Genomic DNA, 22594 nt, shown 5'->3' on the forward strand with positions numbered 1-22594 from the left:
CATGCCACCCGCTCGATCCCAGGATTGAGCGGGTTTTTGTCCGTTGCAGAGCAGGGTGAATAATGAGCGCCAAGAGACCGGCCGAACCGTCACCCGAAAGCATCGCCCGTACTAACCGTCAGCGTTTGGCCGCTGAGGAAGGCGCTCGGGCGATGGTGGATGTTGGAAAGCAAGCCGTCGATGTTCGCAAGAACATGGCGCGGCTTCGAGAGCTGCGCGAAGCCAAGGAAGCGGCAGACGCCGCCCTTCAGGCATCGCTGCCCGCGGCCACCCCGACGAAGCGCAAGAAGAAGGTGACGCCATAGCTGCCTTCCATTGCGGCGACGACAATTCGGAGAGGGCCGATCACATGCCAAAGAGTGCGGGTCGTGCCTAGAATCAAGTCGGATGGCGGTGGCACCATCACCTTCTTTCTCGCGCTTGGCGCAGGACGACAGATGTGCCGTCTTGCGACGACGTTCCTGACGCAGAAGCAGGCTTTCAGTTATCTTCGCAAGAACCGGACAGAGTTAGAGCGCATGGCGCGGGCGCAGCTCGCTTCCGGAGCAGTCGAAGACGGAATCGTCGTGCTCTCGATGCTGTAGATCAGGCGGATTTCGGGGCCCCGGCTTCAGCGCAATCCGCGGTCGGAGTCTGGGACCGACGCTCTTATTCGGAGCCGCTTCCCGGCTTCGCCTCCCGGGCCAATCGCTCCGCTTTCAGCCGTTCGCGATTCTCGTTGAAGGAGTTCTGGTCCTTCGCATAGTCATTGATCGGCTTCTGCGTTGTCGCAGGCTTGAACGCCTTGTTGGCTTCACGCTTGGCGCGATCAGAGGATTGATCTTTCGACATTTAAGCCCTCAATTTGATCAAAGAGCGTGGTCCTGGCGAGTGCCGGACGCGACGCCACCCGTGCCCGAACTGAAAGGCCGACTTGCCATCCTCGGAAGCGAAGGCGACCAGTTCTTCAGCGTGGGGCAGGGTCTTTGCGAGGCGTGCTGCACTCGCTGTGGAGATGGCATGCTGGCATTTCCGGGCATGCTCTCATTCCCGGGAGCACGCCGGTCGAGGGAGCAACGGCCGGCCACCGCGTCTGTTCCTCGCGAACCAATCTTTAATCCAGCCTTCGCGGCGCGGCAAGCGTGCCGATCGTGCGATGCAGCCCCTTCCGCGTCAACAAAAAGGCCGCCGAAGCCGGCGGCCTTTCGCGTTGTAAGATGAGCCCGCTTACTCGGCGGCCTGCTTTTGCGGCGGATCGAGCGCGCCGGACTTGTGGATATCGGCCACCTGATGGTCCGAGAAGCCAAGCACGGTGCGCAGGATCTCGTCGGTGTGCTCGCCGAGCAGCGGGGAGCGCTCCACATCGCTGGGGGAGTCCGACAGCTTGATCGGGTTGCCGACCGAGATGTACTTGCCGCGGGTGGGGTGGTCGACCTCAACCACGGTGCCGGTCGCGCGCAGCGACTGGTCCTCGGCGATCTCCTTCATCGACAGGATCGGGCCGCAGGGGATGTCGTCCTTGTTGAGGATTTCCATCGCCTCGAACTTCGTCTTCGTCATCGTCCACTGTTCGATGCGGCCGAAGATCTCGTTCAGGCGCGGCAGGCGGACGGCCGGCTTGGCGTAGTTCGGATCGGTCTTCCAGGAGGGCTCACCGATCACGTCGCAGATCTTCTCCCAGACCGGGGCCTGGGTGATGAAGTAGATGTAGGCGTTGGGATCGGTCTCCCAGCCCTTGCACTTCAGGATGCGGCCGGGCTGGCCGCCGCCGGAATCGTTGCCTGCACGCGGCACGGCATCGCCGAACGGAATGCCTTCGCCGAACTGGCTGTATTCCTTGAGCGGGCCGTGGGCGAGGCGCTGCTGGTCGCGCAGCTTGACGCGCGCGAGGTTGAGCACGCCGTCTTGCATCGCAGCCGTCACCTTCTGGCCCTTGCCGGAATGGGTGCGGTGATAGAGTGCGGTGACGATGCCGAGCGCCAGATGCAGACCGGTGCCGCTGTCGCCGATCTGCGCGCCGGTGACCAGCGGCAGGCCGTCGCGGAAGCCGGTGGTGGAGGCGGCGCCGCCGGTGCACTGTGCGACGTTCTCATAAACCTTGCAGTCTTCGTACGGTCCGGGGCCAAAGCCCTTGATCGAGGCGACGATCATCTTCGGGTTGATCGCCTGGATCTTCTCCCAGGGGAAGCCCATGCGGTCGAGCACGCCGGGGCCGAAGTTCTCGACCAGCACGTCGCACTTCTTGATGAGCTCGGTGAGGACTTCCTTGCCCTTGGGGTTCTTGGTGTCGAGCGTGATCGAGCGCTTGTTGTGGTTGAGCATGGTGAAATACAGGCTGTCCACGTTCGGGATGTCCTGCAGCTGGCCGCGGGTGATGTCACCCACGCCCGGGCGCTCTACCTTGATCACGTCGGCGCCGAACCAAGCGAGCAACTGCGTGCAGGTCGGCCCGGACTGGACGTGGGTGAAGTCGAGAATGCGAACGCCCTCGAGCGCTTTTGTCATCGTGTTGCTCCTGTTACTCTTCTGTTTCCGTCATGCCCGCGAAGGCGGGCATCCATTATTCGCTGAAGGTTCAGTTGGGCCTCAGTGCTCGCCTCAAGGATGATCTGGCGATTACTGGATTCCCCGCCTGCGCGGGGAATGACCCGGCGGCTGGTTACTTCTTCTTCTGCAGAACGCTCTGCGGATTGAGGTTGCCGATGCGGCCGCTCTCGGAACCGGCGGCCGGATCGATCACGGCGTTGATGAGCGTCGGCTTGCCCGAGGCCATGGCTTCGTTGACGGCGCGCTTGAGCTCGTCCGGCGAGGTGGCGTTGACGCCGACACCGCCGAAGGCTTCCATCATCTTGTCGTAGCGGGCGCCCTTGACGAACACCGTCGTCGCCGGATCGGCATTGGCGCCGTTGACGTCGGTGCCGCGATAGATGCCGTCATTGTTGAAGATGACGACGCAGATCGGCAAATTGTAGCGGCAGATGGTCTCCACTTCCATGCCGGAGAAGCCGAAGGCCGAGTCGCCTTCCACCGCGAGCACGGGATGGCCGGTCTCGAGCGTAGCCGCGATCGCCTGGCCCATGCCGATGCCCATCACGCCCCAGGTGCCGACGTCGAGACGCTTGCGTGGGCGATACATGTCGATGACGCCGCGGGCGAGGTCGAGCGTGTTGGCGCCCTCGTTGACGAGGATCGCCTCGGGATGATCCTTGATGACGTTCTTCAGCACGCCGAGCGCGCCGTGATAGTCCATCGGCGATTTGTTGTTCATGAGCTTCGGCGCCATCTTGGCGACGTTCTCTTCGCGCTTGGTCGAAATCGCCTTGGTCCATTCGACCGGCGGCGCGGTCCAGCCCGACGCCATCGCCTGGTTGAAGGCGGAAACGACCGAGCCGATGTCGCCGACGACGGGCGCGACGATCTCGACGTTGGAGTCCATCTCGCGCGGTTCGATGTCGACCTGGATGAACTTCTTGGGCGCTTCGCCCCAGTTCTTGCCCTTACCGTGCGAGAGCAGCCAGTTCAGTCGGGCGCCGATCAGCAGCACGACGTCGGATTCCTTCAGCACCGTCGAACGGGCGGCGCCTGCGCACTGCGGATGCGTGTCGGAGAGGAGGCCCTTGGCCATGCTCATCGGCAGGAAGGGAATGCCGCTCTTCTCGACGAAGGTCTTGATCTCCTCGTCGGCCTGCGCGTAGGCCGCGCCCTTGCCGAGGATGATGAGCGGACGTTTTGCGCCCTTCAAAACATCAAGCGCGCGCTTGATCGAAGCGGGCGAGGGGATCTGCGCGGGAGCCGCGTCGATCACCTTGACCAGCGACTTCCGGCCGGCATCGGCGTTCATCACCTGGCCGAACAGCTTTGCCGGCAGGTCGAGATAGACGCCGCCCGGACGGCCGGAGACGGCGGCACGGATGGCACGGGCAAGACCGATGCCGATGTCCTGGGCGTGCAGCACGCGATAGGCTGCCTTGCACAGCGGCTTGGCGATCGCCAGCTGGTCCATTTCTTCGTAGTCGCCCTGCTGGAGGTCGACGATCTCGCGCTCGGAGGAGCCTGAGATCAGGATCATCGGGTAGCAGTTGGTGGTGGCGTGCGCGAGCGCGGTGAGACCGTTGAGGAAGCCGGGAGCGGAGACGGTGAGGCAGATGCCGGGCTTCTTGGTGAGGTAGCCGGCGATGCCCGCCGCATAGCCGGCGTTCTGCTCGTGGCGGAACGAGATCATGCGAATACCGGCCGCCTGGGCCATGCGGCCCAAATCCGTGATCGGGATGCCCGGCACATTGTAGATGGTGTTGATGCCGTTCAGCTTGAGCGCGTCGATGACGAGATGAAAGCCATCCGTCAATTCCTGCTCGGTGCCCGGTGCTTCGGACTTGGTCGCGGTATTCAGCATGGGCCTTGTCTCCCTGGTCTCAAGATGCCGTTTCAGGCTTTAGGGGCGATGCCTCGCCCTTCTGGTGAACGTTGCTGGCTAGAAGAGTTCCTGACCATGCGCTTCGACGTAAGCGGCAAGGCCAAGGGTGTGATCGCGGGCGCGCTTCTCGGCGAGCTCGGTATCGCGCGCCTCCAAGGCTTCGATCATGCCGAGATGCTCGGGGAGCGACGTCGCGGTACGGTCCTTGCGTCCGATGGTCAATTGCCGATAGCCACGCACGTGCAGCAGCAAGTCGTTGGTGAGATCGACCAGCACCGGTGATTCCGACAGCGAGATCAGCGCCTGGTGGAAGGCGATGTTGGCGCGCGAATATTCCTCGACGTGATCCTCGGGCAGGCGATCCTTGCCGAAATCCTTGAAGTAGTCGCGCAGCGCCGTGATGTCTTTCTTGCGCGCGGTGGCGGTGATGAGGCGGGCCGCCATGCTCTCCAGCGCCGCCCAGGCGCGGATCATGTCGACGATCTCGCTCTTGGTCCTTCGCACCACCATGATGCCGCGGCGCGGAACCGTCTTCACGAAACCGTCCTGCTCGAGCATCGCGATGGCTTCGCGGATCGGCGTGCGGCTCACGCCGAGGCGCTCGGACAACGCCCGCTCGTCGAGCATCACCGGCTCGGGTGTCGAGTAGATGTCCATCTTGAGGATGGCTTCCTTCAAGGCGTCATACGCCTTGTTCTTGAAGCTCGACTCCGGGGCAATACGAACGATTGCGATATCTGCCTCGGCCATGTTCGGCAACGCCTTGGTTGGTTTCCGCAGTGACACGACGAATCTCCTCCAGTGGGAGTCGTCTTTTACAGGATTATTAGCGGGAAAGTTTTTGGCATACCAAATACCAGAATGTCAAGCTGCCTATTTTTTGCAGCGTTCTAAGGTGCGCTGCAGCTTGACAAGTTGGCTTCTGGCATACCAAATGCCATCGCCAGCCATTTTTGATCCAAGCCGGCGGAGTAATCTCGGCTTTATGCCACTCCGTTCCGCGACATGGAACAGAGCGCGGCGAATGGAAAGCATCACGGGCAGCCGCAACACGCGCGCGCTTCGAGAACGCAAGAACCAAGGTCAAGGGAGAGCCACATGTCCAATTCCAAAGATGCCGTCCGCAAGGTGCTTGACCAGGTCAAGGCGGACAAGCGCACCAGCCTGACCGCGCCGGAAGGCAAGCTGGTCTGCGACGCCTACGGCATTCCAGTGCCGAAGGAGGGTGTGGCGAAATCGGCCGGCGAGGCCGGCAAAATGGCCGCCTCGATGGGCTTTCCGGTGGTGATGAAGATCGTCTCGCCGGACATTCTCCACAAGACCGAAGCCGGCGGCGTCATCGTCGGCCTCAAGACGGCCGAAGACGCCGAGAAGGCCTACGAGACGATCCTGTCCAACGCCAGGAAGTACAAGTCCGACGCCAAGATCGAGGGCGTCCAGGTGCAGCAGATGCTGGCCGGCGGCACCGAAGTGATCGTCGGGTCGATCACCGATGCCTCGTTCGGCAAGCTGGTTGCCTTCGGCCTCGGCGGCGTGCTGGTCGAAGTCCTGAAGGACATCACCTTCCGCCTCGCGCCCGCGACCAAACAAGACGCGCTGTCGATGCTCGACGGCATCCAGGCGCATGAAATTTTGAAGGGCGTTCGCGGCGGCGAGCCGGTGAACCGCACGGCGCTTGCGGATGTCATCGTCAAGGTCTCGCAGCTCGTCACCGATTTCCCGGAGATCGTCGAGCTCGATCTCAACCCGGTGTTCGCGACGGCCAAGGACGCGATCGCGGCCGACGTCCGCATCGTCGTCGACTTCGCTTACGTGCCCAAGCCGAAGCCGCGCCCGACCGAAGAGATCGTCGCGGCCATGAGCCGCATCATGCAGCCGAAGGCCGTTGCCGTGGTCGGCGCTTCGGCCGAGGACGGCAAGATCGGCAATTCCGTGATGAAAAACCTCATCAACGGCGGCTACAAGGGCGACATCTACCCGATCCATCCCAAGGCCGCCGAGATCCTCGGCTACAAGGCCTATAAGAGCGTCAAGGACGTGCCCGGCGTGATCGATACCGCGGTGTTCGCCATTCCCGCGAAGTTCGTCGCCGCGGCGCTCACCGAATGCGGCGAGAAGAAAATTCCCGGCGCGGTTCTGATCCCGTCCGGTTTCGCGGAAGCCGGCGCGCCGGAGCTGCAGGCCGAGATCGTCGAAGTCGGCAAGAAGTACGACATCCGCCTGATGGGCCCGAACATCTACGGCTTCTATTATACGCCTGCCAATCTCTGCGCGACCTTCTGCACCGCCTATGACGTCAAGGGCCACGCGGCGCTGTCCTCGCAGTCGGGCGGCATCGGCATGGCCATCATCGGCTTCTCGCGTTCGGCCAAGATGGGCGTGTCCGCGATCGTCGGCCTCGGCAACAAGTCCGATATCGACGAGGACGATCTGCTCGCCTTCTTCGAGCAGGATCCGAACACCAACCTGATCGCGCAGCACTGCGAAGACCTCAAGGACGGCCGCGCCTTTGCGGAAGCGGCAAAGCGCGTCTCCAAGAAAAAACCGGTCATCGTGCTCAAGGCCGGCCGCACCTCGGCCGGCGCGAAGGCGGCCTCGTCGCATACCGGCGCGCTCGCCGGCAACGACAAGATCTACGAGGACGTCCTGGCGCAGTCCGGCGTGATCCGCGCCCGTTCGCTGCGGCAGCTGCTCGAATTCGCGCGCGGCGTGCCGGTGCTGCCGACGCCGAAGGGCGAGAACGTGCTGATCATCACCGGCGCCGGCGGCTCGGGCGTGCTGCTGTCGGACTCCTGCGTCGACAACGGCCTGTCGCTGATGTCGATGCCGGCAGATCTCGATGCTGCCTTCCGCAAGTTCATCCCGCCGTTTGGCGCGGCCGGAAATCCCGTGGACATCACCGGCGGCGAGCCGCCGATCACCTACGTCAACACGGTGAAGCTCGGCCTGACGGACGAGCGCATTCATTCGCTCATCCTCGGCTACTGGCACACCATCGTCACGCCGCCGATGGTGTTCGCCCGCAACATGGTCGAGGTGAAGAAGGAGATGGAGGCCAAGGGCTTCGTGAAGCCGATCGTCGCCTCGCTCGCCGGCGACGTCGAGGTCGAGGAGGCCGCCGAATATCTCTACCAGAACGGCATCCCGGCCTATGCGTATTCGACCGAGCTGCCGGTCGAGGTCCTCGGCGCCAAGTACAAATGGGCGCGCGGAGCAGGGCTGCTCTGAGGCTGCCTTCGCCTCTCCCCGCCTGCGGGGAGAGGCCGGAATTTGCACAGCAAATTCCGGGTGAGGGGCACTCTCCGCGAGTCCGTCTCTCTCCGTCTTCGCGGAGATAGCCCCTCACCCCGACCCTCTCCCCGTAAGAACGGGGCGAGGGAGGGCAGGCGGCTCGCGTCTTGTCTGATTGGCAATGCAGGTCGCGATGAGCAAGAACGTGATCCGACGCAAATCGATCGAGCCCCGATCGTCATCGGAGCCTGACCACGACGCGCGCGACGGCGGCGTGCAATCCGTTGATCGCGCGCTGTCGATTCTCGAAACATTGTCCGAAGACGACGAAGGCTATCGCCTCAGCGATCTCGCCGTTCGCACCGGGCTCTCGGCCTCGACCGTACACCGCCTGCTGGCGACGCTGGAAAGCCGCCGCTTCGTGCAGTTCGACCGCGCCGAATCCAAATGGCATGTCGGCGTGCGCAGCTTCACGGTGGGCGCGAGCTTTGCCCGGCGGCGCAATTTCAGCGCCCAGGCTATTCCCTATTTGCGCAAGCTGCGTGATCTCACCCGCGAGACCGCCAATCTCGCCGTGGTCGACGACGAGTTCATCATCGTGCTGACCCGCATGGAGAGCCGTGAAATCATGCGTTCGCTGACCAAGGTCGGCGGCCGCGTTCCGATGGTAACATCGGGCGTCGGCAAGGCGGTGCTCGCGACCTATTCCGACGAGGACGTCGGTGCCGTCATCCGCCATCACGGCATGCCACGCCTGACCGAGAAATCGATCGTGCGACCAAGCGACCTGTTCAAGGAGCTCGCGACCATCCGCAAGCAGGGTTTTGCGATCGACGACGAGGAAGCCGAGATCGGCCTGCGCTGCGTTGCCGCCGTGGTCTACAACGCGCTTGCCGAGCCGTTGGCGGCGATCTCCGTTTCCGGCTTGACCAGCAGGGTCACCGATGCGCGGCTGCCGGAGATCGGCCGTGTGGTGCGCGAGGTTGCGGCGGAACTGACGGCCGCGCTCGGGGGTGTGACCCCGGTCGCGAAGCCAGCCTGACCCCGGTTCGCGGTCCGTCGTGGCCCGTTGAAGAAATCAGCTCTGGCGGCAGCTGCCCCGACATCGGTATATCCACGCACCGTTGTCGCCTCCTTTTTAGGAAAAGTCATGCCGTCAGAGCTCCGTTCGCCCCGTCTCGCTGTCCTGATCGATGCCGACAACGCTTCGGCAAAGATTGCCGATGGACTGTTCGAGGAGATTGCCAAGATCGGCGAGGCCAGCGTTCGCCGCATCTACGGCGACTTCTCCAATGCCAGGTCCAGGGGCTGGGCCGACATCCTTTCCAAACACGCCATCATCCCGCAGCAACAGTTTGCCTATACGACCGGAAAGAATGCCTCCGACATCACCCTGGTCATCGACGCGATGGACCTGCTTCACAGCGGCCGGTTCGACGGCTTTTGCCTGGTGTCGTCGGATAGCGATTTTACCCGTCTGGCCGCCCGGATCCGGGAGCAGGGCATCGATGTCTTTGGGTTCGGCGAACAGAAGACGCCGGAGAGCTTCCGGCAGGCCTGCCGAAGGTTCGTCTACACGGAGAACCTGCTTGCCGCGCCGGCGCACACCCAGGACGCCGCTTCGAGATCGAAATCGCTTCAGCCGCTCGATGCCGCGACCCCCATCATCAAGAAGGTCATCACCCAGATGGAGAGCGAGGACGGCTGGGTCACGCTCGGGGAAGTCGGCCGTCAACTTGCCAATCTCGCGTCCGATTTCGATCCGAGAACGTTCGGCTTCCGCAAGCTGAGCGACCTCGTGCGCAAGACCAATTCCTTCGAGATCGACGAGCAGAACGGGAGGTCAATGCGGATTCGGGTCAAGCCCACTGCCGCAGCGGCCCCGAGACGACGGAACTCGCGCAGGCCCGCGAGGTCAGGGGCGGCAGGCGCTTCGCCGCCTAAAGCGTAAGCAGGGCGTGCCGTTATATTTGCGCTTGCCCGGTCTGGCGCAGGGCGTAACCATCGCGGGACCGTAACGCCACGCGAGGGTCCCGATGACCAGACTTACCCGCTTCGCCGTCGCACCGTTGCATTCGATGACCCGGCGTCTCGCCGATGTGGCCTCGGCGCGGGTCGCGCCGGATCTCGTCGTCACCGGCGCGCGGGTGCTTTCGACCTATTCGGAGCGCATCCATCAGGGACGTGAGGTCTGGATCACCGGCGGCCGCATCGCGGCGGTGAAGCCGGCTGGAATAGCCAAGAAGGCCTGGAGCGGCGTCACGACCTACGATGCCGCGGGCGGCATTATCGCGCCGGGCCTGGTTGATCCGCACATCCACATTGAATCCTCGATGGTGACGGCCTGCGCCTATGCCGAGGCCGCCCTGCTCAACGGCACCACCACGATCTTCTGCGACAGCCACGAGATCGGCAACGTCATGGACGTCGCCGGCGTCGAGGCGATGCTGGAGGACGCGCGCGAGGCGCCGCTGTCGATCTTCTTGACAGTGCCGAGCACGGTGCCCGCGACTTCGGCCGCACTGGAGACTGCGGGCGGCGACCTCACGCCGGACAAGATCGCCGGCCTGTTCGACCGCTGGCCGGAGGCTGTCGGGCTCGGCGAGAAGATGGATTTCGTGCCCGTGACCATGGGCGATGAGCGCAGCCACGCCATCCTCGCCGCCGCCCTGAAGCGTGGGCGGCCGGTGTCCGGCCATGTCTATGGCCGCGAATTCGTTGCGGCTTATGCGGCATCCGGCGTCACGGATACCCATGAGGCGATCGACCGCGACATCGCCGACGATTTGCTCGATGCCGGGGTCTGGGTCTTCCTGCGCGGGGGACCGCCGACCACACCGTGGCACTCGCTGCCGCAGGCGATCCGCACTATCACCGAGCTCGGCGCTTCGCACAAGCGCACGGCCGCGTGCACCGACGATCGCGACGCCGATGATCTCCTGCTGTTCGGTCTCGACTGGGTGGTGCGGGAGGCGGTGAAGGCGGGAATGTCGCCCGAGCAGGCCTGGTCGATGGGCTCGCTGCATGGCGCGACGCGCTTCAACATGGACAGCGATATCGGCGGGCTCGGCGGGGGGCGCCGCGCCGATCTGGTGCTGATGGACGACAATCTGAAGCCGCAATGCACTTGGTATGGCGGCGAGCTGGTGGTCGAGAACCGCAAGATCACGCCGCGGCTCGATCAGGCATTGTCGCAGCGATATCAATACCCGAAGGCGGCCTACGCGACTGTGAAGCTGCCGGAGAAGCTGAAGCTGACGCCGGAGCTGCCGGCGAAGGCCTGCACCGTCAACGCCATCAAGACCGCGTTGCCCGGCATCACGCTGATCCATGAGAAGATCGAGATCGAGCCGGCCAAGGATTGGCCGGAATTGTTCGCGCGCTACAGCCTGTGCTTCGTCACGGTGGTCGAGCGCCACGGCAAATCGGCCGGCAATGTCGCCTATGGCCTCTTGAAGGACTTTGGCCTGAAGCGCGGCGCGGTCGCCTCCAGCGTCGGGCACGACAGCCACAACATCATCGTTGCCGGTACCAACGAGGCCGACATGCAGGTCGCGGTGGCCGCCATCAAGGAGCAACAGGGCGCCGTCTGCCTCGTCGCCGAGGGCAAGGTGAGGGCGCTGGTGCCGCTGCCGATCGCCGGTCTGCTGTCCGACAAGCGCGTTACCGAAGTGGCGGAAGAGGTCAAGGTGCTGAAGAAAGAATGGGCGGAAGCCGGCTGCACCATCCCCTACATGGGCTTCAATTTGATTCCTCTATCGGTCATTCCGGAAATTCGCATCACCGACAAGGGCCTCGTGCTGGTGCCGCAGATGGAGCTGGCGACGCTGTTCGAGTGAGCGCTTTCACGCGAGTCTCGACCTAACCGACTGAAGCCGCCGCGATTTTTTCGCGGCTGCCGCATCGTGGAAAATAAAATCGATCTCGTTGAGTGAAGCCCTCGCGGGCCCGATGATCTCGCTCGAGCCAATGCAACTCAAGCGAGGTCCGATATGGCGAAGATGCGAGCCATCGATGCTGCCGTGCGAATTCTGGAGAAGGAAGGCATCTCGACTGCCTTCGGCGTTCCCGGGGCCGCGATCAATCCGCTTTACTCGGCGCTGAAGAAGCGCGGCTCGATCCGCCATATCCTGGCGCGCCATGTCGAGGGGGCCTCGCACATGGCCGAGGGTTATACGCGGGCCAAGGCGGGCAATATCGGCGTCTGCATCGGAACCTCGGGGCCGGCGGGCACCGACATGATCACCGGGCTCTATTCGGCGATCGCCGATTCCATCCCGATCCTCTGCATCACCGGCCAGGCGCCGCGGGCGCGGCTCTACAAGGAGGATTTCCAGGCCGTCGACATCGAATCGATCGCAAAGCCCGTGACCAAATGGGCGGTGACCGTGCGCGAGCCCGGGCTGGTGCCTCGCGTGTTCAGCCAGGCCTTTCACATCATGCGCTCGGGAAGGCCTGGCCCGGTCCTGATCGATATGCCGCTCGACGTGCAGCTCGCCGAGATCGAGTTCGACGACGAGACCTATGAGCCGCTGCCGGTCTACAAGCCCACCGCGACGCGCAAGCAGGTGGAGAAGGCGCTGGAGATGCTCAACGCGTCCGAACGGCCGCTGATCGTCGCGGGCGGCGGCGTGATCAATGCCGACGCCTCGGATTTGCTGGTGGAATTCGCCGAGATCGCCAACGTGCCGGTCGTGCCGACGCTGATGGGGTGGGGGGCCATCCCCGATGACCACGTGCTGATGGCCGGCATGGTCGGTCTTCAGACCAGCCACCGTTACGGCAATGCCACCATGCTCGAATCCGATTTCGTGCTGGGCATCGGCAACCGCTGGGCCAACCGCCACACCGGCTCGGTCGAGACCTACACCAAGGGCCGCACCTTCGTGCATGTCGACATCGAGCCGACCCAGATCGGGCGCGTGTTCAACCCCGACCTCGGCATCGTCTCGGATGCCAAGGCCGCCCTTGAGCTTTTCGTCACCGTCGCCAGGGAGTGGCGCCGGTCAGGCAGGTTGCGCGAGCGCCAGGCGTGGCCCGCTTCCTGCCGCGACCGCAAGAAAACGATGTTGCGCAAGAGCCATTTCGACAACGTTCCGATCAAGCCGCAGCGCGTCTACGAGGAGATGACCAAGGCCTTTGGCCGTGACACCTGCTACGTCTCCGTGATTGGCCTGTCGCAGATTGCCGGGGCGCAGTTTCTGGGGGTATACAAGCCGCGCAACTGGATCAATGCCGGGCAGGCCGGGCCGCTCGGCTGGACGCTGCCCGCGGCGCTCGGCGTGCGCGCGGCGTGTCCGGATCGCGACATCGTCGCGCTCTCCGGCGACTACGACTTCCAGTTCCTGATCGAAGAGCTCGCGGTCGGGGCGCAATTCAATCTGCCCTACATCCACGTCGTCGTGAACAACTCCTATCTCGGCCTGATCCGCCAGGCCCAGCGTGGCTTCGACATGGACTATCACGTCCAGCTCTCCTTTGAGAACATCAACGCGCCCGAGCTCGGCGGCTATGGCGTCGACCATGTTGCGGTCGCCGAAGGCCTCGGCTGCAAGGCGATCCGCGTCACCGACCCGAAAGACTCGCAGGCGGCGTTCGCGACCGCGCGCGAATTGATGGCCAAGCATCGCGTGCCCGTGATGGTCGAGTTCATCCTCGAACGTGTCACCAACATCGCGATGGGCACCGAGATCGACAACATCGTCGAATTCGAGGAGGTGCTGGATCTGCCGCTCGACGAGGTCGCAACCGCGCGGTCCGGCGTGCTGCAGCCGGCGGAATAGGGAACAGCATCATGCCGAGATTCGCCGCCAACCTCACCATGCTCTTCAACGAAATGCCGTTCGTGGACCGCTTCGCCGCGGCCAAAGCGGCGGGCTTTTCCGGGGTCGAGTACCTCTTCCCCTATGATTTCGACAAGGCGCTTTTGCGCGAGCAGCTCGACCGCCATGGGCTGACGCAGGTGCTGCACAATCTGCCGGCCGGCAATTGGGCGGCAGGCGAGCGCGGCATCGCGATCCTGCCGGATCGTGTCAGCGAGTTCCGGGACGGCGTGTTTCGCGCCATCGACTATGCCAAGGCACTCGATTGCGAGCAGCTCAACTGTCTCGTCGGCATCGCGCCTGTCGATGCCGACCCGCGTGAGCTCAACGAAACGCTGGTCGGGAATCTGCGGTTTGCAGCTTCGACCCTGGCGCGCGAGAACATCAAGCTCCTGGTCGAGCCGATCAACACGCTCGACATTCCCGGCTTCTTCCTGAACGGCACCGAGCAGGCCGTGCAGCTGATCTCCGAGGTGCGCTCCAACAATCTGTTCATCCAATACGACATCTATCACATGCAAATCATGGAGGGCGATCTCGCCCGCACCATGCAGGAATATCTGCCGCAGATTGCGCACATCCAGCTCGCCGACAATCCCGGCCGCAACGAGCCCGGCACCGGCGAGATCAACTATCCCTTCCTGTTCCGCCATCTCGACGCGATCGGCTATCGCGGCTGGATTGGTTGCGAATACAAGCCGCGCACCACGACGCTGGAAGGCTTGTCCTGGCACGCGGCGCAGACTTTCGAGACCTGAGGAAACCGTAGACATGATCGACATCGGCTTTATCGGACTTGGCACCATGGGGCGGCCGATGGCCGGCCATCTTCTGGCTGCAGGCCATCGCGTTCTCCTGCACGATGTCGGGCCGGTCGCACCCGAGCTGATCGCGGCCGGCGGCGTTGACTGCAAGTCAAGCAAGGAGGTCGCGGAGGAGGCGGATGCTGTCATCATCATGGTGCCGGATACCCCGCATGTGGAGGCCGTGCTGTTCGGCAAGGACGGCGTCGCGGGCGGCATTTCCAAGGGCAAGATCGTAGTCGACATGAGCTCGATCTCGCCGCTGGCGACCAAGGAATTTGCGAAGAAGATCGAGGCGCTCGGCGCGGATTATCTCGATGCACCGGTGTCAGGCGGGGAGGTCGGTGCCAAGGCGGCAAGCCTCACCATCATGGTCGGTGGCCCCGAGCGCGCCTTCAACACCATGAAGCCGATCTTCGACCGGATGGGAAAGAACGTCACCCGCGTCGGCGCCAATGGCGACGGCCAGACGACGAAGGTCGCCAACCAGATCATCGTCGCGTTGACGATCGAGGCGGTCAGCGAAGCGCTACTGTTCGCGTCGAAAGCCGGTGCGGATCCGGCGCTGGTGCGGCAGGCCCTGATGGGCGGCTTTGCGTCGTCCCGGATTCTCGAAGTGCATGGCGAGCGCATGGTGAAGCGCAATTTCGATCCCGGCTTCCGCATCGAGCTGCACCAGAAGGATCTCAACCTCGCGCTTGAAGGCGCCCGCGCGCTCGGCCTGTCGCTGCCGAGCACGGCAGTGGCGCAGCAACTATTCTCGTCCTGCGCCGCGCATGGCGGCAAGGGCTGGGATCACTCGGCGATGGTGCGCGCGCTGGAACTGATGGCGGGCCACGAGATCGCGGCGGCCTGAACTGTTACCGGGTAACAGTCTCCGGTTTTGGTGCCGTCTAGATCGGGCGGGGAACCGGAACAATGATCCGGCCCCGCGGTTGAAGGCGCACAACAATCACTGGAGACATAAGCACATGAAAACCCGTCTTGCGATTTCGTTGGCTGCCGCGTCGCTGCTGGCGTCGAGTGCGGCCTTTGCTCAGTCGACGACCGAAGAGGGCGCCAGGAACGGCGCACGCGCGGGCGGCGACATCGGCGGCCCGGTCGGAGCGATGGTCGGTGGTACCGTCGGGGCGGCGGTCGGCGCTGGTCTGGAAATCCCGAATGCGATCCTCGGCGGAATTCCGCGTGATGATTCGGTCGTGGTCCACGAGCGCGTCGTGGTCGGCGAGCCGCTGCCGCCGACCGTGGTGCTGCGGCCCGTGCCGAACTACACCGAATATCGCTATGCGGTCGTGAACGATCGCCGCGTGATCGTGGAGCCGCGCACGCGCCGCGTCGTCAAGATCATCGACTGATCGATCAGAGCGTGAGCTTTGAAGAGACGGGCCCTGCGGAGCGTCACTCCGCGGGGCCTTGACTCGAGAGGGCCGAATTTACGCGAAACCGCGTCATGGCCCAATCGGCGATGGCCGCCAGCGCGAAGCCGATGCAGGTGGTGCCGGCATCGACCAGAAAGTCCTCCAGCCGCGGATGTCGTCCCGGTGCCCAGAATTGCATCAGTTCGAGCAGGCCGATCAGCACCACGGCGATGGCTGTCGCCGACAGGCGGCGGCGCGGATAGGCGAAGCCGAAGGCTAGTCCCACCAGGACGAAGGCAAGGGCATGCTCGCCGTCCTGGCCAAGGTCGGAATGGGGCCGCAGGCCGGGCGGACCGAGGGTTGCAAAGGCGACGGCGGCGGCAAGCAGCCAGGCAGAGGAGCGAACCAAAATGGACATCCGGACCGCTTAGCACGGATTGCAGCAGCTTGCCGAGGCGCCGGGATCAGATCGCCGTGTAGTTAATGACGAAACGTTAAAGCGGCTCGCGCACGCCCAGGCCGTGCATGAAGCGTTCCCGGATTTGTACGGGATCGCGTCGGGTGGCGCCGACGCCGGGCTTGTCATCGATACGAACGGCGATCAGGCTGGGCTCGCCAGCCGACATGGCTTCCTCGACCAGACGCTCGAAATCCTCCTCGTCCGCGGCCCAGGCGCTATTGGCAAGCCCGGAGCCGGTCGCGATGGCGACGATGTCAGCTACGTTCGCGGCCGGTGTCGGCTGCGCGCCGGTGATCTGGTAGATGCCGTTGTCCATCACGATCATGATGAGGTTCTTCGGCTTCAACGCCGCGATCGTCGAGAGCGCGCCGAGCTGCATCAGGAGCGAACCATCGCCTTCGAGCGCAAAGACGCGCCGGTCCGGTTGCGCCAGCGCCACGCCCAGCGCGATCGGGAAGGCGAGGCCCATGCTGCCGAGCATGTAGAAATTCTGCGGACGGTGGCCGGCGGCCCAGAGGTCGAAATTGGTATTGCCGATGCCGCCGATCACGGCTTCCTCGTGCTCGAGTTTCGCGATCAGGCGCGAGGTGACGTCGAAGCGGTTCATCACTTTAGTGTTGCGCGCGTCTGTCTTCATTTGGCCGTCCTCACTTGTCGAACACCTTGCCGCCCGTGAGCAGCGGGTTGAGGATCAGCGCGACTGGCGCCTGCGTCGTGATGGCCTGCTTGATCGAACGGTCGGCAATGAATTCGAGCTCGTCGAGCCGGGTGATGGTGTGATGCTCCAGCGCCAGCGAATCCAGCACCGGACGCATGGTGCGGCAGACCAGTGACTGGCCGTAATTGAATTCGCCGAGCGTGCCGCGCTCAGACACGAACATGATCAGCGGAATCTGGTAGGGCACCGCAAGCGAGGCCAGCACGTTGGCGAGCGTCGCAAACCCCGAGGTCTGCATCAACACCGCGCCCCGTCGTCCGCCCATCCAGGCGCCCGAGACGATGCCGACGGCCTCCTCCTCGCGGGCGGTGGCAAAGGTGGTGAAGAACGGATCGGCGTGCAGGTTCTTGATCAGCGGCGTCAGCACGCGGTCGGGCACGTAAGGGACGAGGCTGATCTCGTTCCGCTTCAGCGTTTGCAGGACGATGCCGTGCCAGCTCTTGTCGCTGGAGGTCTGCGCCGCCTCGGACGAGGTCTGTTGCTCCGCAATCGGCATTGCGTTCTCCCTTCGGCCGCGCATGCTTCTTGGTCTTTTGCCTTTGTCGTGGCCATCGTCTTGGCCGTCGCGGCGGTCTGCCGAACTTGACGCAGGCAGCGGGATTGTCAACATGTCCGGGCTGCACCGTGATCTGCGCCAGACGGCCTGCCGCGGCCGGTGCCGCCGTGTCATAAGCGGCAATAACAAGAGAACGGAGGAACGTATGAAAGGATCGCGCGCCGCGCTGGCCCTGCGGATCTCCTGGAGAAAGCCGGAAGGGTCCTGATGTCCGTCAACAGCAAGCGCGTCTTCTACGTTAAATATCTGGCCAATCCGATCTATATCGACATTCTGAAGGCGCGGCCCGACGTCCGGCTCGATCGCATCGAGAACGAGAGCCCCGAGGAATATTTCGCGCCGATCATCGAAGCGGCTCATGTCTACCAGATCGGCGCCGCCCGTGACGAACTGGCCCCGCATTTCCATGTCGATGCTGCCTTCCTGAAGCGCGCGCCGAACCTGCTGCTCGTCTCCAGCAACGGCGCTGGATTCGATCCTGTTGACGTCGAGGCCTGCACCGATGCCGGCGTGCTGGTCGTCAACCAGTCCGGCGGCAACGCCCATTCCGTCGCCGAGCATGCGCTGGCGATGATGCTGACGCTGTCCAAGCGCATCATCCAGTCCGACCGCAAGCTCCGCAGGGAGTCCAACGTCAACCGCAACGAACTCGTCGGCAACGAGATCGAGCACAAGACCGTCGGCATTATCGGCCTCGGCAATGTCGGTCGCCGCATCGCCGCGCTGTGCAAGGGCCTGTTCGGCATGAAGGTGCTTGCCTACGATCCGTACCTGACGGCCGAAATGATGGCCGAGCGGGGCGGCGAGAAGGTCGAGCTCGACGAGCTCTTGCGCCGTGCCGACTTCGTCTCGATCTCCTGTCCGCTCGACAAGGGCAGCCGCAATATGATCAGCGTGCGCGAGTTTGGGTTGATGCAGCCGCATGCGTACTTTATCACCACGGCGCGTGGCTTCATCCACGATGAAGATGCGCTGCTCCAGGCGTTGCGTGACAAGCGCATTGCGGGCGCCGGTCTCGACGTCTGGTCGAAGGAGCCGCCGCCGCCGGAGCATCCGCTGCTCCAGCTCGACAACGTGCTGGCGAGCCCGCATACGGCCGGCGTCACGATCGAGGCGCGCCAGAACATGGGCCGCATCGCCGCCGAGCAGGTGCTGGATACGCTCGACGGCAAGCGCCCGCCGCGCATCATCAATCCCGAGGTCTGGCCGCGCTATGCGGAGCGGTTCAAGCAGGCGTTTGGTGTGATGCCGGCGTAGGGCGCGCGAAGTCTGATCGTGCTCCGATCGCTGGTTACGAGGATGAAAACAGAAAGCGGCGGATTTTACTGATGGCGTGAGTGAACACGTATGACTTGTCCTGTAGATCAGGGTTCATGAGCATATTTTCGATTGCGACATCCGGACTTTCCGCGGCGAGTTTGCGTGTGAACGTGGCCGCGAGCAATATCGCCAACATTCGCACGACAGGCCCGCTACCTGCGTCAGGCGGATCGAGCACATCGGCCAGTGCGGTCAGTTCGAGCATTAGTCCGACGTTTCCCGCGGCTTATGTGCCGTTGCGAGTCGATCAGGTCGACCAATCGAGCGGCTCGACGCCGGGCGGTACGTTCACGACCGTGTCGGCGGTTTCGCCGAGCTTTACCGCACAATCCGACCCAAGCGCCCCCTTCGCAAACCAGGACGGCCTGGTCGCCGCGCCGAATGTCGATCTCGCCAGCGAATTCGTTCAACTGGCGACCGCGAAGTACAGCTTCATTGCCAATGCGAAGGTCATTCAGGCCTATTCAGAAACGACAGAGTCGCTACTCGACATCACGACGTGATGTCGGCGCGGGCGCTCGTGTCGCGCGCGCCTTCCGCAGGCCCCTAGGCAGGGCGGGGGTGGTTGACGGATTGAGCCGACGACTGTCGGCGGGCGGGAACCGCGCCCCGACCTTGATCCGCATCAAAATCTCCCTCCCGCAATCCGGCTAAATGGGATTAGAGTGAGCGCCGCCGGGGCAGGCAGGAGGTCCCATGTCAACTTATGTGGTCAGGTTCATGAAGGACGTGCTCGGCCAGTACGGCCGGCAGATCGAGGTGTGCCAGGGCACGCTCGAGATCGACGCTTCCGACGAGAACGAAGCCAGAGAGCGGGCGAAGGCGAGGTTTTGCGAGGACCAGGCACTGCACCACTGGTCCTTGCATGCCGACCGCATCCAGGTCAGACCGGCTGACTTTCCGTCGTGAGGGCCTAGCGGCCGGGCGCCGTGACGGGCGGCGGCGCGGTGACGCCGGCACCGAGCGAGCGCTGTACCATGACGGTGTCGGACCAGTGACCGTTGCGATAGGCGACACCGCAGAGCAGGCCGGCGCGCGCGAAACCGAACTTCTCGTGCAGCGCCAGCGAGGGGGCATTGTCGGCATCGATATAGCCGATCATCTGGCGGAAGCCGGCCGCCGCACACGCGTCGATCAACTCCTGCAGCAATAGCCGTCCGACTCCGCGGCCGAGATGGTCGTGGTGCACATATCGAATGCTTGGCGGCGTAGCGATAAGCTGGACGCTTGCGGAACAGTACCGCATAGGCATATCCCACGACTTCACCACGAAAGGTCGCGACCAGATGCGGCAGGCGGGTCTGCTTCAGGTTCTTGCGCCGATCGCGCAGATCGTCCGGCTCGGGCGCACCGGTTCCCTCGACATCGCGCGGCACGCCGTTGCGGACGTGATGGCGGTAGATCGCCAGCATCGCATCGACGTCGCTCTCGCGTGAGGGCCGGACCACGACTGGCCCGTCATCCGGGCGCGCAATCGCAGTTTCGTTCATCGGCACCTACCCGGCAACGACGTAAGTATAGAGCCCGATGCGCCCCTGCGCATCGATCTCCTTGTAGACGCCCTGGATTTCCACATCGAAGCCCGGGAACGTGTTGAAGCAGGTCTCGAACATCTTGAGATAATCCAGCATGGGCTTGGCCCGTTCCGTCAGCCGCTCGCCGGGCACGATGGTTGCGATGCCGGGCGGATAGACCACGAAGGGCGTGGTGGCGATGCGGCCCGTGATCGCCTCGATCGGCAGATAGTCGACATCGTTGCGGAACAGGTAGCGCGCGGCATCGCGGGGCGACATCGCGATGTCAGGCATGTGCTCGGGCATGAACTGCCGGGCCTGGAGTGCGCTGACGTCGGCGGCACGGAAGAAACGGTGCATATCGCCGCAGAGATCGCGCAGCCGCACGCCGGCATAGCGCGCCTGCCGTCGCTGGCAGAACTCCGGGATGGCGTCGGCCAGCAGCGCATTGTCGTCGTGCAGCCGCTTGAATGCGACGAGACCGGAGATCAGCGTGCCCGCCTTGCTTGCTTCGACGCCCGGAGTGAGCAGGAAGAGCAGGGAGTTGAGGTCGTTCTTCTCGGGGACGATGCGGTTCTCGCGCAGATATTGCGCGACGACCGGCGCGGGGATGCCGTGCTCGACATAGGCGCCGGTGATGCGATCGAAGCCGGGCGTGAGCAGCGTCAGCTTGTTCGGATCGGTCATGGCAAAGCCCTCGCTGAGGCCAGGGAAGCCATGCCAGGCGCTGTCGGGGGAGAGCTGCCACAGCGCAGGGTTGGTGGCGAGTTCGTCGGTGGAGAGTGTTTCCCAGGCGACGTTGTGGGCGGCGCCGGCGCGGCTGACGTCGGGAATTGCGACGCGGTCGGGGACGAAGGGTTCGAAGAACCAGCGGCGGTCCGGAGTCTGCTCCTTCTCCTCGAACTCCCGGCGCATCGCGCGGATTTTCTTGCGCAACTCGATGCCGAGCCGGATCGTGTCGTCCCACAACACTTCGCCGGAGCGGCCCTTCATCATCTGTGCGCCGACGTCGAGCGAGGCGAACAGCGGGTAGAATGGCGACGTGGAAGCGTGCTGCATGAAACTTTCGTTGAAGCGGCGGTGCTCGACGCGCCGTTTCTGGCCGCGGATGTGACGATCCTTGATGTGGATCTGGGATGCCTGCGAGAAGCTCGCGAGCTGCTTGTGGGTCGACTGCGTCGCGATGATGCCGGGAGCCTCGGGGGGAAGGTTGGTCAGCCCCATGGCGAAGCGGCCGGCATAGAGCGGGTGGAATTTCATGAAGCCGGCCCAAGCCTCGTCGAACAGGATGTACTCGCAGAGATGGCCGATGCGCTTCAAGATCATCTCGGCGCTGTGAATGGTGCCGTCATAGGTGCACTGCTCGACCACGGCGACGCGGAACGGCCGCTCCTTGCGCCAGGCGTCCTTGTCCGTCACCAAGGGATGATTGCGGATCGTCTCGCGCAAGGTTTTCTCGTCGAGCATGTCCCAGCGCATCGGGCCAATCAGGCCCCAGGCGTTGCGGATGGTCGGCACGTAGACCGGAACGCCGCCATTGATCATCAGCGCGCCATGATGAGCGGCTTTGTGATTGTTGCGGTCGAACAGCACGAGATCGCCGTCGGTGACGAGAGCGCCGAGCGCGATCTTGTTCGATGTCGAGGTTCCGTTGAGCACGAAATAGGTCTTTTCCGCGCCAAAAATCTGGGCGGCTTCCTTCTGCGCCCTTAGCGCGGGACCTTCGTGGGTGAGGAGGTCGCCGAGGTCGAGCACGGAATTGTCGAGGTCGTCGCGGAACACGGACTCGCCGAGATGTTCGACGAACACCCGCCCGATCGGACTGCGGTTGTAGAACACGCCGCCATTGTGGCCTGGACAGGTCCAGAGCTGGTTGCCCTCTTCGGCATAATCGACCAGCGCGCCGAAGAAGGGCGTCTTCAGCGTCTCCGCATATTGCTTCAGACGGCTGATCAGGTTCTTGGCGATGAAGGTCGGTGTCTCCTCGGACAGGAAGACATAACCGTCGATGAAGTCGAGCACCTCGACCGGCAGATCCTCGAACCGCTTGCGCCGGATCAGGAGGATGATCGGGAAATCGAGGCCGCGCCGCCGCATCAAATTGATCAGCGCCGAGGTCTTGCCCTCTAGGCCCTTCTTGCCCCAGTCCACCACCATGCAGCCGATCGCGGCATCGGTCTGCACCGCCATCTCCGCGTCCTCCAGCTTGCGGGCGCGAACGACCTCGAAGCCGGAACGCTGGATCTCCTCGATGATCTGGTTGAAGCGGACACCTTCGAGGTCGTCGGCGTCGAACACAGGTGCGGCGAACAGGAAGTTGAAGCGCTTGAAATAGTCCATGTCATGTCCCGAATGTGCGAGACCGACAGGTCTCGACACATTTGATGACAGCTGGATGACAGGGAGCGCGATCCCGAGC

General features: G+C 63.8%; 21 protein-coding genes and 1 pseudogene. 13 read left to right on the forward strand and 9 right to left on the reverse strand.

What is annotated here, in order from left to right; translation table 11 throughout:
• Positions 1-62: 62 nt before the first annotated feature.
• Together ABIB91_RS19090 and ABIB91_RS19095 are read left to right on the forward strand one after the other, a co-directional pair.
• Positions 63-305 carry a hypothetical protein gene (locus tag ABIB91_RS19090; protein WP_007593322.1) on the forward strand — a complete coding sequence of 81 codons (243 nt, stop codon included), beginning with the start codon at positions 63-65 and terminating at the stop codon, positions 303-305.
• A 54-nt stretch (positions 306-359) separates the two neighbouring features.
• Positions 360-584, forward strand: coding sequence for a hypothetical protein (locus tag ABIB91_RS19095; RefSeq protein ID WP_354164439.1), 225 nt, complete (start codon positions 360-362; stop codon positions 582-584).
• A 64-nt stretch (positions 585-648) separates the two neighbouring features.
• Here the strand turns inward: ABIB91_RS19095 and ABIB91_RS19100 are convergent, their stop codons facing one another.
• From ABIB91_RS19100 to ABIB91_RS19115, 4 genes are all read right to left on the reverse strand, one after another.
• On the reverse strand, positions 649-831 hold the full coding sequence (locus ABIB91_RS19100) for a hypothetical protein (RefSeq protein ID WP_007608360.1): 183 nt from the start codon (positions 829-831) through the stop codon (positions 649-651).
• 375 nt (positions 832-1206) lie between these two features.
• Entirely contained in the window at positions 1207-2484 is a 1278-nt protein-coding gene (gene frc, locus ABIB91_RS19105; protein WP_007593311.1) for a formyl-CoA transferase, read from the reverse strand.
• Positions 2485-2638: 154 nt separating this feature from the next.
• Positions 2639-4372, reverse strand: a complete 1734-nt coding sequence (gene oxc, locus ABIB91_RS19110) for an oxalyl-CoA decarboxylase (RefSeq protein WP_219680904.1) — start codon at positions 4370-4372, stop codon at positions 2639-2641.
• 78 nt (positions 4373-4450) lie between these two features.
• Positions 4451-5143 carry a GntR family transcriptional regulator gene (locus tag ABIB91_RS19115; RefSeq protein WP_197031202.1) on the reverse strand — a complete coding sequence of 231 codons (693 nt, stop codon included), beginning with the start codon at positions 5141-5143 and terminating at the stop codon, positions 4451-4453.
• Positions 5144-5491: 348 nt separating this feature from the next.
• Between ABIB91_RS19115 and ABIB91_RS19120 the strand changes: the two genes are divergently transcribed.
• From ABIB91_RS19120 to ABIB91_RS19155, 8 genes are all read left to right on the forward strand, one after another.
• A complete protein-coding gene (locus ABIB91_RS19120; protein WP_007593308.1) occupies positions 5492-7621 on the forward strand; it encodes an acetate--CoA ligase family protein in 2130 nt (709 codons plus the stop codon).
• 196 nt (positions 7622-7817) lie between these two features.
• On the forward strand, positions 7818-8666 hold the full coding sequence (locus tag ABIB91_RS19125) for an IclR family transcriptional regulator (protein ID WP_007593306.1): 849 nt from the start codon (positions 7818-7820) through the stop codon (positions 8664-8666).
• A gap of 108 nt (positions 8667-8774) precedes the next feature.
• The gene (locus tag ABIB91_RS19130; protein ID WP_007593304.1) at positions 8775-9575 is read left to right on the forward strand and encodes an NYN domain-containing protein; all 801 of its coding nucleotides are present in this window, start codon (positions 8775-8777) and stop codon (positions 9573-9575) included.
• A gap of 85 nt (positions 9576-9660) precedes the next feature.
• Complete coding sequence (locus ABIB91_RS19135; RefSeq protein ID WP_354164446.1) at positions 9661-11463, forward strand: adenine deaminase; 1803 nt, start codon at positions 9661-9663, stop codon at positions 11461-11463.
• Between the two features lie 153 nt (positions 11464-11616).
• The gene (gcl, locus tag ABIB91_RS19140; protein WP_354164449.1) at positions 11617-13407 is read left to right on the forward strand and encodes a glyoxylate carboligase; all 1791 of its coding nucleotides are present in this window, start codon (positions 11617-11619) and stop codon (positions 13405-13407) included.
• A gap of 11 nt (positions 13408-13418) precedes the next feature.
• Positions 13419-14204 carry a hydroxypyruvate isomerase gene (gene hyi / locus ABIB91_RS19145; RefSeq protein WP_354164452.1) on the forward strand — a complete coding sequence of 262 codons (786 nt, stop codon included), beginning with the start codon at positions 13419-13421 and terminating at the stop codon, positions 14202-14204.
• A 13-nt stretch (positions 14205-14217) separates the two neighbouring features.
• Entirely contained in the window at positions 14218-15105 is an 888-nt protein-coding gene (locus ABIB91_RS19150) for a 2-hydroxy-3-oxopropionate reductase (RefSeq protein WP_354164454.1), read from the forward strand.
• 115 nt (positions 15106-15220) lie between these two features.
• The gene (locus ABIB91_RS19155; RefSeq protein ID WP_007593296.1) at positions 15221-15604 is read left to right on the forward strand and encodes a DUF1236 domain-containing protein; all 384 of its coding nucleotides are present in this window, start codon (positions 15221-15223) and stop codon (positions 15602-15604) included.
• A 43-nt stretch (positions 15605-15647) separates the two neighbouring features.
• On the opposite strand, the gene ABIB91_RS19160 is transcribed toward ABIB91_RS19155, so the two are convergent.
• From ABIB91_RS19160 to ABIB91_RS19170, 3 genes are all read right to left on the reverse strand, one after another.
• Positions 15648-16025, reverse strand: a complete 378-nt coding sequence (locus tag ABIB91_RS19160) for a VanZ family protein (protein WP_354127494.1) — start codon at positions 16023-16025, stop codon at positions 15648-15650.
• Positions 16026-16101: 76 nt separating this feature from the next.
• Positions 16102-16704 carry a thiamine pyrophosphate-dependent enzyme gene (locus tag ABIB91_RS19165; protein ID WP_354127495.1) on the reverse strand — a complete coding sequence of 201 codons (603 nt, stop codon included), beginning with the start codon at positions 16702-16704 and terminating at the stop codon, positions 16102-16104.
• Between the two features lie 10 nt (positions 16705-16714).
• The gene (locus ABIB91_RS19170; protein ID WP_007593293.1) at positions 16715-17281 is read right to left on the reverse strand and encodes a thiamine pyrophosphate-binding protein; all 567 of its coding nucleotides are present in this window, start codon (positions 17279-17281) and stop codon (positions 16715-16717) included.
• A 267-nt stretch (positions 17282-17548) separates the two neighbouring features.
• On the opposite strand from ABIB91_RS19170, the gene ABIB91_RS19175 reads away from it, so the two are divergent.
• The 3 genes from ABIB91_RS19175 to ABIB91_RS19185 all read left to right on the forward strand — a co-directional run bounded on the left by ABIB91_RS19175 (position 17549) and on the right by ABIB91_RS19185 (position 19570).
• Entirely contained in the window at positions 17549-18598 is a 1050-nt protein-coding gene (locus tag ABIB91_RS19175; protein WP_354164458.1) for a hydroxyacid dehydrogenase, read from the forward strand.
• Between the two features lie 116 nt (positions 18599-18714).
• Positions 18715-19164 carry a flagellar basal body rod protein FlgC gene (locus ABIB91_RS19180; protein ID WP_007593291.1) on the forward strand — a complete coding sequence of 150 codons (450 nt, stop codon included), beginning with the start codon at positions 18715-18717 and terminating at the stop codon, positions 19162-19164.
• 193 nt (positions 19165-19357) lie between these two features.
• Positions 19358-19570 carry a hypothetical protein gene (locus tag ABIB91_RS19185; protein ID WP_007593289.1) on the forward strand — a complete coding sequence of 71 codons (213 nt, stop codon included), beginning with the start codon at positions 19358-19360 and terminating at the stop codon, positions 19568-19570.
• Positions 19571-19574: 4 nt separating this feature from the next.
• Here the strand turns inward: ABIB91_RS19185 and ABIB91_RS19190 are convergent.
• Both ABIB91_RS19190 and ABIB91_RS19195 read right to left on the reverse strand, forming a co-directional pair.
• Positions 19575-20151: pseudogene (locus ABIB91_RS19190) on the reverse strand (GNAT family N-acetyltransferase).
• Between the two features lie 6 nt (positions 20152-20157).
• Positions 20158-22515: an Orn/Lys/Arg family decarboxylase gene (locus ABIB91_RS19195; protein ID WP_354164461.1), complete on the reverse strand. Its 2358-nt coding sequence runs from the start codon at positions 22513-22515 to the stop codon at positions 20158-20160.
• Positions 22516-22594 lie beyond the last annotated feature (79 nt).

The organism is Bradyrhizobium sp. JR4.3, assembly GCF_040547695.1.
GTDB lineage: Bacteria > Pseudomonadota > Alphaproteobacteria > Rhizobiales > Xanthobacteraceae > Bradyrhizobium > Bradyrhizobium canariense.

Coding starts and splice junctions, on each gene's coding strand:
- ABIB91_RS19170 (WP_007593293.1), bottom strand. CDS start 17,281: ATGCCGATTGCGGAGCAACAGACCTCGTCCGAGGCGGCGCAGACCTCC.
- ABIB91_RS19180 (WP_007593291.1), top strand. CDS start 18,715: ATGAGCATATTTTCGATTGCGACATCCGGACTTTCCGCGGCGAGTTTG.
- ABIB91_RS19120 (WP_007593308.1), top strand. CDS start 5,492: ATGTCCAATTCCAAAGATGCCGTCCGCAAGGTGCTTGACCAGGTCAAG.
- ABIB91_RS19135 (WP_354164446.1), top strand. CDS start 9,661: ATGACCAGACTTACCCGCTTCGCCGTCGCACCGTTGCATTCGATGACC.
- ABIB91_RS19165 (WP_354127495.1), bottom strand. CDS start 16,704: ATGAAGACAGACGCGCGCAACACTAAAGTGATGAACCGCTTCGACGTC.
- ABIB91_RS19155 (WP_007593296.1), top strand. CDS start 15,221: ATGAAAACCCGTCTTGCGATTTCGTTGGCTGCCGCGTCGCTGCTGGCG.
- ABIB91_RS19115 (WP_197031202.1), bottom strand. CDS start 5,143: ATGGCCGAGGCAGATATCGCAATCGTTCGTATTGCCCCGGAGTCGAGC.
- ABIB91_RS19185 (WP_007593289.1), top strand. CDS start 19,358: ATGTCAACTTATGTGGTCAGGTTCATGAAGGACGTGCTCGGCCAGTAC.
- ABIB91_RS19100 (WP_007608360.1), bottom strand. CDS start 831: ATGTCGAAAGATCAATCCTCTGATCGCGCCAAGCGTGAAGCCAACAAG.
- ABIB91_RS19125 (WP_007593306.1), top strand. CDS start 7,818: ATGAGCAAGAACGTGATCCGACGCAAATCGATCGAGCCCCGATCGTCA.
- ABIB91_RS19150 (WP_354164454.1), top strand. CDS start 14,218: ATGATCGACATCGGCTTTATCGGACTTGGCACCATGGGGCGGCCGATG.
- hyi (WP_354164452.1), top strand. CDS start 13,419: ATGCCGAGATTCGCCGCCAACCTCACCATGCTCTTCAACGAAATGCCG.
- ABIB91_RS19130 (WP_007593304.1), top strand. CDS start 8,775: ATGCCGTCAGAGCTCCGTTCGCCCCGTCTCGCTGTCCTGATCGATGCC.
- gcl (WP_354164449.1), top strand. CDS start 11,617: ATGGCGAAGATGCGAGCCATCGATGCTGCCGTGCGAATTCTGGAGAAG.
- ABIB91_RS19175 (WP_354164458.1), top strand. CDS start 17,549: ATGTCCGTCAACAGCAAGCGCGTCTTCTACGTTAAATATCTGGCCAAT.
- frc (WP_007593311.1), bottom strand. CDS start 2,484: ATGACAAAAGCGCTCGAGGGCGTTCGCATTCTCGACTTCACCCACGTC.
- ABIB91_RS19160 (WP_354127494.1), bottom strand. CDS start 16,025: ATGTCCATTTTGGTTCGCTCCTCTGCCTGGCTGCTTGCCGCCGCCGTC.
- oxc (WP_219680904.1), bottom strand. CDS start 4,372: ATGCTGAATACCGCGACCAAGTCCGAAGCACCGGGCACCGAGCAGGAA.
- ABIB91_RS19195 (WP_354164461.1), bottom strand. CDS start 22,515: ATGGACTATTTCAAGCGCTTCAACTTCCTGTTCGCCGCACCTGTGTTC.
- ABIB91_RS19090 (WP_007593322.1), top strand. CDS start 63: ATGAGCGCCAAGAGACCGGCCGAACCGTCACCCGAAAGCATCGCCCGT.